The sequence below is a fragment of the Vulcanisaeta sp. genome (assembly GCF_049966235.1).
GTDB lineage: Archaea > Thermoproteota > Thermoprotei > Thermoproteales > Thermocladiaceae > Vulcanisaeta > Vulcanisaeta moutnovskia.
Genome location: NZ_JBMFVA010000010.1, coordinates 25,716 through 38,082, shown reverse-complemented (window position 1 = coordinate 38,082; position 12,367 = coordinate 25,716). Strand labels below are relative to the sequence as shown.

The window sequence follows — 12,367 nt, the reverse complement described above, 5'->3', positions numbered from 1 at the left end:
TCAAAACCACGAAACTTATAAATAAAGGGTACATAGTATTTCATAAATATTATTTTTTGCGGTGGCGTAAACCTAATATTGATTAGTTATCAATCAATAACAATGCTTAAGTGCAGTGCATGTGGTTCGGTTAAGGTAACTGTTTTGATTAATGGAAAGCCGTATTGCACGTATTGTGGAGCAAAGATACTTAGGACGCACCTAGTAAGGACATTACTAAATATGAAGAAGGAGGGACTAATTACATCAATAATAGACGTGGAAAGTTACGAAGACCCCTAAAGGAAAACTAAAATAAAACCCAGCATCTATTTCCTCAAGTGATGAATAAGCATAGTCTATCGCCCATGGTATTACCGCTCGGAGTGACCCTAGTTCTTTTGATGAGCATAGCAATAACCCATGCAGAAGCCGGCGTGGTCACAAGCCAAATAAATAATGGTATTAGAGAAGCCCTGGAAAAATGCAAGGTGAACCCATATACCGTGTCTATCACGTCAATCACACCAACAATACAAAATAACACAGTGATCATAGATGCCACGCTTAGTAATAATTATAACCTTGAAATAACAATGAACTTAACGAATAAGTTAATACCAATTAATGACATAAACGTAGTTGTAATGAACCGTAATTCAATAATTTGTGGTTCATCAAATATCACAATAAGTAATCCATCAACTAATTATAGCAATACTATTGTAAAGGCAAATCATTTTATTGAGATAATATCATACACAGGATCTTCGCCAATGACAACCAGTAGCACAAATACAGTGGTAGTGTACGGCACAAGCATAAGCTCTGTAATAGTCATATTAAATATGACAGCTTACACAGGTAATATAGTGTGTAGCACGGGATCCCCATTAACACCGATTTACATTGTTGCGCCCAGTAGATCAATACCACTTATGTACATAATACAACCATCAAGACCCATCACATCACTACTATGCAGATATAGTCAAACATTAGGTAGTAGCTACTTATTAATGGCTATCCTTATAGGAATAGCGGCCGCATTACTTTACGAAGCAGTATTAATAATAGTAAGGATGAACCACCTAAAAAATACTTAATAGCCAATCACCTAAGGCCCTAAATGCCTTGGCTCTATGGGATAACCTATTCTTAATGTCAATACCTAACTCAGCGAAGGTTTTGTCATAATCACTCGGTATGAATATTGGGTCAAAGCCAAAGCCCTCAGAGCCCCTGGGCTCCATAGCTATATTTCCATACACAACACCAGTAAATAGCTTAATAGTTGCCTTAGGGCCGCATAGACCAACCACGGATTTGAAGTATGCCGTCCTATCATCAACACCACTCATTAGTTTTAAGATCCCTGTAAGCCCTATCGTCTTGTAGACATAGGATGAGTACGGTCCTGGGAAACCATTCAGTTTATTTATGAAAAGGCCGTCATCCTCAACTACGAAATAGTCACCAGTATTGCCATTGCATATTTCCTTTAGGGCATTGCTAACAATATCTTCAAGATTATCACTTTGAATTTCAACCTTCCTATGATTGGTATCAATTAGGAGATCTATGCCGAATTCCTTAAGTACCAGGGATGCCTCACGAAACTTAGCCTTATTACTTGTAACGAAGAATACCCTCATAGTCTCATTTTACGTTGAAATGAAAAATTTATATTTTTAAGGTATTTTTAACTCACTGTAGATTAACGCCACTATAATCAAGTACCTTCTTTAATAAGTCGCTCTCTGGAGGAACTCCTATAAACTCAACATTACCAACGTCCTGATCCTCCCTCTTAAGGACCACAGTCGGTACGGCAGTCACCTGATACATATCTGCAATATCACCCTCTTCATAGGCTTCAATAGTTACTGATACGACCTTACCCTTACTGTCATAAGCAAACATATTAGCCATTAAGACGGCGTATGGGCAGTATGGGCATGATGGCGTAACCACTGTCATGACCTCAACCTTCTTACTATTGCTTGAATTTAGTAGAGCTTCGAGCCCCTTCTTAGTCCTTGGCCTTAACTTGGTTTCACCGACGGATATCCTTACTATGGTCTCTATGAATGCTCGAACTTCCTCACCGAGCGGCGCGCCTAAGTACTTAATTGCACCATCCAGTAGGTATATGACGGGAACTCTTTGTGGTTCAACATTATACTTTGTGAATGTCTCATTGTTTTCCTCGTATTTTACCTTCCTCAGTATTAACTTACCAGGGGGTGCTAATTCAGCGAGTAAGTCCAGTAGTTCCTCTGTTGGTACACACCAATTAGTGTCCCTGTTACCACAAGTATTGCTTGTGAAGAATAAGACCTCAACCGGATTCTTCATCTGTGACAGTATCTCCTTTATTATTTCCTTAGTCTCTTCATCAACCTCTATGTGCGGTACCTCTACTGCGCCTTGTGTTTTTTCGAAGGGTGTTGCGGACATTCTATCTTCGTAGGAAATAACCCCTATAAAAAGTCTTTTTTCCACTTATTTTCAATAACAAAGGTATTCATGCCCTCCTTGACCTCTTCTTCCTAGACCTTCTCCTTTTACCCTTATTACCCTTAGAAGATTTACTCCTCTTCCTCCTGCTTCTCTTTCTCCTTGACTTTCTGATTTTCTTAGTCTCCTCCACCTCACTCGATACCTTATCAACTAATTCCTTAATTACGCCATTAGAGATCCACATACTTATCTTGCTTGCCTCATTATCTATTAAATCGTTGATTAAGGACTGACCAACCTGATCTCCACCCACTAGTAATACCTTAGTTAAGGCCTTGCCCGTATTAAGAGTAATAATTCCAGAAAACTCCTCATTAAGTTTCTCCTTGATATACTTCCTCAATTTCCTATACTTCTCCTCACTAAAGCCCTTAACGTATAGAGCCTCTAATATGAAAGTAGGTTCATCCCTAATAAAGATGAACTTCAAATCATCACCTCCAATCTCCTTAATTACGTCCACATCATCGGCAATCAATAAGAACTAATAAATCTTATCTAATGACATTAAAAATTAATCAAGTCAGTACTTAAAGGATTCCTCATTAGTCAGGGAGGTGAAGCATCATCACACTGGAGTATAAGGCAACCCTGCTTATAAATGCTTTTATACAAATTAGTTAAGGGCTAATAATGATGAAGAGGGACTTAAGTGCTGATTGGATGAAGATGAATCCACGAACTGATAAAATTAAACTTACACGAGCCCCAGATGACTGAGCAGGTCGTATGCGTTGTACTCAGGGGCTAGCTTAACATAGGCCTTCTTCTCACCAGTCATTGTTATTAATGTATTCACACTCTCCACCTTAACATTATACGTCTTCTCCACATAATCCCTAATCTCCTTCTTAGTAGTGTTCCTAGGAACAACAATCGTTATCTTATTCTCCCTCTCAGCAAGCCTAAGGCTCTTCTCTGTTAGTACGAACCTCACGATCATGCCACCTCACCCCATAAATAGACCCTTACGTAACTCCTCAATAGCACTCGAGGTCCATAGTGTTAACCTACCAGGGACACCACCAGGCGCTAGATACAGCACGCCTAAGTTTCTCACAGGAACAACATCAACGCCAGGTAGGTTCCTTGCAACCTTAATAATCGATGCATCAGTGGATGAAACAACAATTAACAAACTCTTCCCCTCCTTATACCTCCTACCCCTCATCTTACCCTTACCAGACCTGATCCTAATCCTCTCAGCAACCCTCTCAATATCATCCCAAAGACCCAATGATTCAAGCGACTTCTTCAAATCAGCCATAACACTAATTCTCTCAAAATCATCACTGACAATAAGTGGTATCTGCGGAACCTTATCAACAGTATGACCCCTAGCAATTACTAGGTCCTTTATTGCCGTAGCGGCTATGGCGGACCTAATGGCCTTCCTACGCTCCCTCTTATTAATCCTCTCATGAAGAACCTTCTCAACCTTAGGTGGATGTGCCCTCCTACCCTTAACAACGTTTGGCGCTAACCTAGCGGTTGGCCATAGGCTACCCTTAACCCTGGGAACCCTGGCAATACCAAGCCCAATACCAAAACTCACTGCCGTGGTCCTCTTACCGGCCATTGGATCTGTTCCCTTGGGCTGAAGCCTAGCCGTCAATGCACTTATGTAGGCCCTGAGTATTAAGTCAGGTCTTATGGGTTCGAAGAATTGGGAAGGCAATTCTATTTCATTAATAGCATTACCATTTATATCGAATACCTTCACAACACTTGGTACATTATACAAAGGCCTTATTAATGGTGACATGTCTAGGGATACCATGCTCATGCACCCTGCAGTGGCTGTGTTGATAACCAGACTATTTGAACCTTACCAGTTGGGTATGTTGGCGGTCTAGGTCTTACTGGGAACCTAAGTGTCACAAGTCTCTTAACAATACCAGGTACTGAACCTTCAAGGGCCATGTAAGGTCCCTTAACTATACCATAATGCGGAAAGCCGGAGCTTGGGGTTACCTCAGCACCATTAAGACCCATCTTGAGTATCCTCTTGTTATACTCCGTCCTCTTATGCAGACCCATTTGACCAGGTCTTGGCGTTGTGAAGGCCAGAGCTGGGTTTTGCGGACCAATGGCTCCAATCCTCCTATAACCCTTCCTATGCTTGTGCCATTTTGGTAATATCTTAACGTTGAATCTCTTAACCACACCCTGTAATCCCTTACCCTTCGTTATTGCGGCGACATCAACATATTGACCCTCATTAAACACGTCAGTTACATTAATGTCCTTACCCAGGATTGAATCAGCATACTTAATTAATTGATTAATATCATCAACACCACCAATGGGTATCTCCAAAAGCTCTGGGGTTTTCTTGCCAATGCCACTAAGTCTTGGTTGTGTTGCTACGAGGGCTCTAATCTCCGTAATTACATCCACATTATCAAGTATCTTCTTCATCATCTCCTCCTTGTTAAACTTCTCTGGAAGTGTTGGTATTTTCCTAGCAATGTCCTTAGGTACATCAGGCATCCAAACCTCGCCAAGGCTCAACTTTAGGTTTTTCCAGGGATCGTACGTGTAGGCCTTAAAGGCTATTACCTTAATTGGTGGTGAGTCCAATATTGTGACTGGCTTAATAACTTCCTTACTGTAGAAGGGACTCGTTGGCCTATCATCTATGAGCACGGCATGCGCCATACCTGCTTTATACGCCACGAAACCAAGCAACATGGGCTTACCAGGCCGTGGATCTGGCCATACCCTGAACTTAGCCACTAGGGACTCGGCTCGCTTCCTTGGGTAGTAAGCCATGGATCCGCGCTTAGGCCTATGAATCTTTAAACCCATAGTTCAGCCCTACGTAGTCACAACCCTATTTAAAAATTATTAGTTCCCTGGACTAGGGCAACGAACCATGCAGGTGCCTAATCAGGTTTAGTATTGATAATACGGCTATCACGGCCTCCTCGGTCCTCACGGTTTCAACGCCCTGACCAGGTATGAAATTAATAAATGGATATTTCTTCAATGTATTCTCCATGCCCTCAGCCCTAAGTATCTCGTCAACTCCATGATAAGGTGATCCAAAGACCACGAGAAATCTATCCCCACTTAAAAAGTCATTAATTTGTTCTATGGCATTCTTAATGCTAATTCCCTCCTTACCCGTCAAAATTACATAAATATATTCATCAAATAACTTACTTACATCCATGATCTCTGATTCAAATCCCCAATAAATACTTAGACGGTCTCTTGGAACAACATGTGCCCTATAAGTGTCATCCCTTGTTGTCGGCGCATCAATCTGAACAATGACCCTAGTACCCAGTGGCATTGGCCTTGGTATCTTAGCGTAAATGCCATCACCAATCTTGACAATTGAGTAGTAACCATCCCACTTAATGACAATACCCTCCCTATACTCACCTCTTTGTGGCTTACCTTCAGGTGCATGATTAGGTGTCTTTAACGGTGGCAATAAGCCTACATACTTAAGATCCTTATCGAGTTTGAACAAGTCCTTTCTTAAGTATGGTGGCGTTGATAGATACCTCAGGTTCTTAATAATGAACTGAGCCTTATCCCTATCGCCAGCCAGCCTATGCCTATAAACAATAATTCTACTTACCTGGAATATCGCGGCACCCCTACCAATATAACCAATCTTCCTAATTGCCTCCCTATTGTCAGGGGACTCCGCAAGGAAGTCACTGGGTATTGCAATATCAATAATTGGTTTTAACCTTAATACCCTCATTTTAACATCACTAATCACTTATGGTTTATACCTCACTTCTTACCTCCCTTAGCCTGCTTACCCTGTTGCTGCTGTGATGAACCCGTCGCCTCAGTTAATGCCCTACCTAGTCTCCTCTCCTCTTCCTCACTCGTCATGAATAGACTTGTCCTTTGTCTACCTCCCACGAAATCTACAAGTATGGCCTTAATTTATAAGCTTTTTCACGTTTAGGATTTACCTTAACTAAAAGTCTCGTCTTTTAGAGTGGGAAGTAGGTCATTCCTTACCAAGGAGCCTCTTAAGGCCTGGGTAAATCTCGAATAACTGCTCCTGCAACGCCAATGAGTAGTACTGTATCACTATCTCCACAACCAGTATCAAGCCAATACCACCACCAAAGACACCGGCAATGTCGCCAAGGGCTGCAATTACGCCAACTATTAAGCCACTGATTATTGTTAACATCCTAATGTACCTATCGAGAAACCTAGCGATAACCTTAGTGCTCGGTCTAAAGCCTGGTATGTGCATACCACCCTGCACTATGTACTTTGCCTGATCCTCAGCGCTTAGACCCGCCAGGTTAACCCAAACAATTGCGAATACAACTGATAGTACGGCGTACATAATTATGTGAACAGCTATATACGTGGCATCTATGTTTCTAGGAACAACCGTGAAGTAATAGAGCAGTGAGTTGGGGCATGGTATTAGACCTAGAGATGTCGAGTGCGCACAAGCCAGCCAGTTAAGGAATGGGTTAGTATTCGCCTTGTTATATGCGCTCCAGAGAAGTGTTAAGCCCTCACCTACTAAGTAAACAGTGTATGCGGTGAATATTATGGGTAGTACTGATACGTACATTAGCTTCAACGGCACTGAGTATCTATACCCCCTATACTGCACGAGTGCTACTGGTATTGAAACCTCCATTAACTCTAGGTACAATACAATTAATGCAAGGGCTATTGTCGCTATTAAGCCAGTTAGACTTGGGAAATTGACTTGATAAAGTATACTCATTAAGTAACTTAATTTGCCACCTATTGCGTAGTAAATGGCCGCTGCGAGGGCGGGTATGGCGCCATAGGGTATTACTGAGCCTGGTAAGATGAATGGTGAGAAGGCCATTGCGAACATTTGCTTAACTATGGTTACGAGGATGAATAGCGATATACCACTACCTAATCCCCAGCCCTTTGATATCATGTCATCCATTAAGATTATTATTACCGTGGCCACTAACAACTGAATAACTATTAGGGTTCCACCAAGGGCATTAACGGGGATTAACTGGCCACTGGTTACTAGGGCTATGGCTTCGAGAAGCCCAAAGACTATAGCAAGGAGCTTAAGTAACGCATTAAACTTGGCCTGATCCTCTGGATCCTCAAGATCTACATTGATCATATCCGAGAAAACGAGTATCTCAAGTATTATACCGGCGACGACTATTGGGGTTATACCCAACTGAGCCAGCGTTCCGAAGGTTATGCCTAGTATGGATGCTATGGCAGGTGATAGAAAGAAGGATGGTGTCACTGGGCTTAACCCATAAAGTGGTGTTATCGACATTAGCAGATAAACAGTTACCGCTAGAAACGTCCAGAATAGCCTTGAACCCATGCTCAGGGCTTCCCTGGGTTTGGGTACAGTCGGTATGAAACGCAGTATCGGCTCCACAGCATCAATGAACCTACGCTCATTATTAGCCATGCACTACCCCCCGTATTAATTCCACGGAACCTCCAGCAGCCCTGATCTTCTCCTCAGCCTTCCTCGAAACCCAAACAGCCCTAACAATCATGGGCCTACTGACTTTACCCCTACCCAGCAATTTATTAAAACCAATCTTTAATAAATCAACTACGTACTTACCATCAACTACCTGCACCAAGCCCTTGTTAACCAATTCATCAAGCATTGAGTCAAGCTCACCAACATTAATACCAACCCTAGCCGCGACTATAGCCTCGGGCTGCTTAAACCCATGCTTACCAAAGAATGGATAACCACTCGAATCCTCGGCATACTTCATAACGAGCGACCACTTATGTTTATGGAGACCAGACTTACCCCTACCACCACTTGAACCACTCTTCCTATGCTGACCAACCCTACCCCAACCATGGGTTCTCGAACCCCTATACTTCCTAGACTTTCTCTCAAATCGCCTAACCATGACTACGATTGACTATTGAAACCCTTAATAAATTTTATGACCTTACCTGCACTATACGTAATAAATTATTAAGGTCCTACACAATAATTATTAATAACGCGGGTTATTAATTTATGGTTAAAATTAATGATTAAATTATAGCATCCTAAGTATCAACTCATTAATTGCAATGCCCCTATAACCCAGATCCCCACCTTCATTAAAGCCCTTCTTAATGCCCCTAAGGCCTCCTGATGGTGGATGAAGCCTAAAGACCGGTTTTAACTTAGGTATGCATAGCACCTTATTACCTGATTTAGGCCATGGCTTGTTCTCAGGGCATGCGAGTTGATTAACTTCACCCATTATGTACGCCAGCGCAAACTCATCAATACTTGACCAGCCATACTTCCTAACCCAATCATCAGTTAGAGGCTTATTGCCAATTAACCTACCCCTCCTTCTTAGTAACTCAGTCAATGTATCGGCGTCTATCTCACCCCAGGTGACCCAGTCCTTAATAACATTAAGCATTCCCACGTATGATGGTCTCTCATCAATCACTGCGCATGTATACCTCCTCCTTAATCTAAGTAGATCAAGTGCTCTTTCAACATCTGGCGGTGTATCAGCTAATCCCTTAAGCCTTATCACTGCTATGCGTGTGTAAGGCGCCTCCTTACTAGACCGGGCACTTTCCTGAACCTGCATAAACAACGCCCAGTAAAACTATGAATTATTAAACTTTAGCCCTCCTGCGATTAGATGGAGAATGCATAGGTCTTCTTCAGGGCATCGTATGTAGCCTTGACCAGGTTGTGCGTTGTCCTCGTCTCGCCCCAGGTATATGACCAGATATCCTTAATGCCAGCTAGTCTAAGTACAACCTTAGCGGAATCAGCAGCGACAAGACCAACACCCTTAGGTGCTGGTATTAATACGATTTCCACACTACCACTCTTACCAATAACCTTAAATGGAATGCTATGGGGTTCATCACATGAGCAGTGCCATGAGCCGCAGCCCCTCCTTACAGGGACTATGTTTAGCTTAGCCTCCCTAGTTGCCTTCTCAATGGCCTGGTTAACCTGCTTACCCTTACCCATGCCGACGCCCACATAACCATCCTCATTACCAATAACCACAGCCACCTGGAACTGACTAACCTCACCAGCGTCAGTCTGTCTCTGCACAATGTTTATACCAACAACTTCATGTTTAAGGTTTGGCAGAAAGAAGTCGATGATCTCAGGCTCCTTAATGGGCAGGTTAAGTCTGAATAGGTCATCAATGGACTTCACCTTACCCTCCTTAACTAACCTACCAATCCATGTCCTAGGCTGCCAAGCCTCAACAGCAGACTCGGCACTCATTGACCAAAGCGTAACTAAACCATTTAAAAATATTTACACCATAAATTAACAACGTAGCTCCTTATTAATCAGAGTGAGATTAGTACTTAAGATGGCGCTGGATAGGCTTATTGCCGAGTTAATGCTGTTAGTAGGATCAATATACCTAGGCTACACCCTATTCATAGTGTTAAGTCATATGGGAACAGCAATATCGTTGGTTAATTCCATGGATCAAATGGCTAGTGCGAGTATTTACGTGCCCGACGCAGTAATAATAACCAATGGTACAGGTAATCAATTATACTTGGTAATTTATAATAACGGTCACATAGCAATAAACTTAAGGGAAGTATACATGAACTGTCAGGGTAGTACAATGAAAATAGACCTGAATAATACATACCTAGTCCCAGGTAATTACTTAATTATTCATGAGCAAATACCTTACCAACAATGCAGTGTCAGCAATATCTTTTGTATTGCCAACACAACAATATGCATGGCCTACGAAACAAACACCACACGGTACGTTATTTCGCAGTCTTAATTAACCATTAGTGACTTAAATATTAACTTGAGATTAACCTACTGATGTATTACAGGAATAATACAAGAAGAATAAACAGACAAAAAAGAGGAGACCTAAGTGGGCCGATATACACAATACTAATGATAGTCTTCGTAATAGTAGCCGCAATAATGCTATACAATTACTTCCAATCAAGAACCTCAGTACTAACCACACAGGCGCAGATAAGCATTGTTAATCCGCAATTAGCTGGAAACGTTTACTCAATAACCGTTGAGAACATAGGAACAACACCAGTAACAATAACCTCAATATCAATATACCCACAGAACTCACAAACACCCGTAATAACGCAGACAATAGACACTGAATTAAATCCGGGGCAATCAACGAGTATTGTTGGTACATCATCAACACAATTCATAACTGGTAATAAGTACATAGTCGTTATTGAGGGACACACCGATGGTGGGCAGGAGGTTGCTGCAGAGAGTATAGCCATATCGCAATAAGTTAGTCAAAATAACTATAATAATCCTCGGTTAAAACCACGTTAGTGGCTTATATCTTTAATTGAGAGGTTCTAATTGATGGATAATTACGTAGTTCCAGTCAGCATAGAGGGGTTTACGTTTAAGGTACCTGTTTCCATAACCACTAAGGAAAATACGTACTACTATATAGTGAAGGAGCCGAAGTGCGATACCCAATGCCTAGACCTAAAGAGTAGGGTTATTGAAATCATGAGGCAACGAAACACCACAATACTTGATGCCGTAAATAATGCAATAAGGAACACAAGCAGTAAGCAATTAGTGGAGTCAGTGGTTTATTACTTATTGAGGGATTTAAAGGGGTATGGCCCAATAACGGTACCACTCTCAGACATGAATATTGAGGAAGTTGAGCTCAATAATTGGTTACACCCAATAACTGTTGTACACAGGGATCTTCCAGGGATTAGGTTGGTGACGAATATCAGGTTTAATTCAGAGATTGAGGCTAAGGACTTTATAATGAGTATTAGTAAGAGGGGCTTGCCGAGATCAATCTCATTATTAAAGCCGTACTTGGAGACAATACTTCCTGAAGGGCATAGGTTCACGGGTACTATTGGTGAAATAACCATAGGACCAACATTTAGCATAAGGAAGTTCCCACCACAACCCCTAACCCTTGAAGAACTAATGCTGAAGGAAACCCTCAAGCCCAGTGCGGCTGCCTACCTATGGTTAATTGCCGAGCTTAAGGGCTTCATAATGATTACTGGCCCAATGAGCAGTGGAAAAACAACGCTATTAAGCGCGATAGCCAGCAAGTTACCCACGTACTCAAAGATTGTGACGATAGAGGACACGCCAGAGATACGCTTACCACATCCACACTGGATTAGGATGTTCACTAGGGAGAGCGATGATGAGAAGTCTAGAATAGAAATGTTTGACTTAGTTAAACTAGCCGTGAGGTATAGGCCTGATTACATAATTGTTGGTGAGGTCAGGGGTGAGGAGGTTCATGCATTATTCCAAGCCTCAGCACTTGGACATGGCATGTTAACAACATTCCACGCATCATCACCTGAGGAATTACTGATAAGATTAACAAATCCACCGCTGAATGTCAATCCAGGTAATCTACAGTTATTGACTACGGTTGTATTTACAGCCATAAGAAACGGTAAGAGAATAATCACCAACATAGCCGAACCAGAAATAAATAATGGGGAAATAGAGTTTAAGAATGTATTAACAGGCACAGGTGATATAGATATTGAGAGAAGCATGAAACTAAAGATATTAAGCAAGGCCTATGGAATAGACGTGAAGGAGGAACTAATTAGAAGAGAGAGAATGCTGAGGAGCAATAAGGTTACTGATTACGAGATCGAGGAGGTGATTCAATGGTAATTAGTTTTGATACCCAACAGCATCCGTAATTTCCAAGGAAATTAACCCATATTTTTCATCATTTAGCTTAGATCCAGAACTCATCTTATTATTCTTCCTATTGTTATTATTGCAGTGATTTTATTTCGCATAATAATGTATTACGCATTCAATCTATAAGCATCATAACTAATTAATCAAAGCACCCCTTACTAGACAACTGAGTTG

17 protein-coding genes are annotated in these 12,367 nt (G+C 41.6%); 5 read left to right on the top strand and 12 right to left on the bottom strand.

Features of this window, described 5'->3' with window-relative positions; all coding sequences use genetic code 11:
* Positions 1-78 precede the first annotated feature (78 nt).
* Positions 79-282 carry a TFIIB-type zinc finger domain-containing protein gene (locus ACP5L5_RS07245; RefSeq protein ID WP_273304703.1) on the top strand — a complete coding sequence of 68 codons (204 nt, stop codon included), beginning with the start codon at positions 79-81 and terminating at the stop codon, positions 280-282.
* A gap of 41 nt (positions 283-323) precedes the next feature.
* Positions 324-1,085 carry a hypothetical protein gene (locus tag ACP5L5_RS07240; protein ID WP_428762683.1) on the top strand — a complete coding sequence of 254 codons (762 nt, stop codon included), beginning with the start codon at positions 324-326 and terminating at the stop codon, positions 1,083-1,085.
* Here the strand turns inward: ACP5L5_RS07240 and ACP5L5_RS07235 are convergent.
* From ACP5L5_RS07235 to ACP5L5_RS07180, 12 genes are all read right to left on the bottom strand, one after another.
* Positions 1,071-1,634 (bottom strand): XTP/dITP diphosphatase, encoded by a 564-nt coding sequence (locus ACP5L5_RS07235; RefSeq protein ID WP_428762681.1) that lies wholly within the window; start codon positions 1,632-1,634, stop codon positions 1,071-1,073. The two genes, ACP5L5_RS07240 and ACP5L5_RS07235, sit on opposite strands and share 15 nt — an antisense overlap.
* 52 nt (positions 1,635-1,686) lie before the next feature.
* Positions 1,687-2,439: a protein disulfide oxidoreductase gene (pdo, locus tag ACP5L5_RS07230; protein ID WP_428762679.1), complete on the bottom strand. Its 753-nt coding sequence runs from the start codon at positions 2,437-2,439 to the stop codon at positions 1,687-1,689.
* A gap of 67 nt (positions 2,440-2,506) precedes the next feature.
* On the bottom strand, positions 2,507-2,965 hold the full coding sequence (locus ACP5L5_RS07225; protein ID WP_428762677.1) for a hypothetical protein: 459 nt from the start codon (positions 2,963-2,965) through the stop codon (positions 2,507-2,509).
* A gap of 234 nt (positions 2,966-3,199) precedes the next feature.
* Positions 3,200-3,445, bottom strand: a complete 246-nt coding sequence (locus ACP5L5_RS07220; protein WP_013605131.1) for a 50S ribosomal protein L23 — start codon at positions 3,443-3,445, stop codon at positions 3,200-3,202.
* A 6-nt stretch (positions 3,446-3,451) separates the two neighbouring features.
* Positions 3,452-4,288: a 50S ribosomal protein L4 gene (gene rpl4p / locus ACP5L5_RS07215; RefSeq protein ID WP_273304711.1), complete on the bottom strand. Its 837-nt coding sequence runs from the start codon at positions 4,286-4,288 to the stop codon at positions 3,452-3,454.
* Positions 4,285-5,313, bottom strand: a complete 1,029-nt coding sequence (locus ACP5L5_RS07210) for a 50S ribosomal protein L3 (RefSeq protein ID WP_428762675.1) — start codon at positions 5,311-5,313, stop codon at positions 4,285-4,287. The genes rpl4p and ACP5L5_RS07210 overlap by 4 nt, the downstream gene beginning before the upstream one ends.
* Positions 5,314-5,365: 52 nt before the next feature.
* Complete coding sequence (locus tag ACP5L5_RS07205) at positions 5,366-6,226, bottom strand: putative RNA uridine N3 methyltransferase (protein WP_428762673.1); 861 nt, start codon at positions 6,224-6,226, stop codon at positions 5,366-5,368.
* Positions 6,227-6,258: 32 nt separating this feature from the next.
* Entirely contained in the window at positions 6,259-6,393 is a 135-nt protein-coding gene (locus ACP5L5_RS07200) for a hypothetical protein (RefSeq protein WP_013605127.1), read from the bottom strand.
* 91 nt (positions 6,394-6,484) lie between these two features.
* Positions 6,485-7,924 carry a preprotein translocase subunit SecY gene (secY, locus tag ACP5L5_RS07195; RefSeq protein WP_428762671.1) on the bottom strand — a complete coding sequence of 480 codons (1,440 nt, stop codon included), beginning with the start codon at positions 7,922-7,924 and terminating at the stop codon, positions 6,485-6,487.
* On the bottom strand, positions 7,917-8,390 hold the full coding sequence (locus tag ACP5L5_RS07190; protein ID WP_013605125.1) for an uL15 family ribosomal protein: 474 nt from the start codon (positions 8,388-8,390) through the stop codon (positions 7,917-7,919). The genes secY and ACP5L5_RS07190 overlap by 8 nt, the downstream gene beginning before the upstream one ends.
* A 135-nt stretch (positions 8,391-8,525) precedes the next feature.
* Positions 8,526-9,080, bottom strand: a complete 555-nt coding sequence (locus ACP5L5_RS07185) for a 50S ribosomal protein L30 (RefSeq protein ID WP_428762669.1) — start codon at positions 9,078-9,080, stop codon at positions 8,526-8,528.
* Between the two features lie 50 nt (positions 9,081-9,130).
* Positions 9,131-9,742, bottom strand: a complete 612-nt coding sequence (locus ACP5L5_RS07180) for a 30S ribosomal protein S5 (RefSeq protein ID WP_013605123.1) — start codon at positions 9,740-9,742, stop codon at positions 9,131-9,133.
* Positions 9,743-9,815: 73 nt separating this feature from the next.
* Between ACP5L5_RS07180 and ACP5L5_RS07175 the strand changes: the two genes are divergently transcribed.
* The 3 genes from ACP5L5_RS07175 to ACP5L5_RS07165 all read left to right on the top strand — a co-directional run bounded on the left by ACP5L5_RS07175 (position 9,816) and on the right by ACP5L5_RS07165 (position 12,160).
* A complete protein-coding gene (locus ACP5L5_RS07175; protein WP_428762667.1) occupies positions 9,816-10,271 on the top strand; it encodes a hypothetical protein in 456 nt (151 codons plus the stop codon).
* Positions 10,272-10,315: 44 nt separating this feature from the next.
* Positions 10,316-10,765, top strand: coding sequence for a hypothetical protein (locus tag ACP5L5_RS07170; protein WP_428762665.1), 450 nt, complete (start codon positions 10,316-10,318; stop codon positions 10,763-10,765).
* Between the two features lie 78 nt (positions 10,766-10,843).
* The gene (locus ACP5L5_RS07165) at positions 10,844-12,160 is read left to right on the top strand and encodes a type II/IV secretion system ATPase subunit (protein WP_013605120.1); all 1,317 of its coding nucleotides are present in this window, start codon (positions 10,844-10,846) and stop codon (positions 12,158-12,160) included.
* The last annotated feature ends 207 nt before the right edge of the window (positions 12,161-12,367 follow it).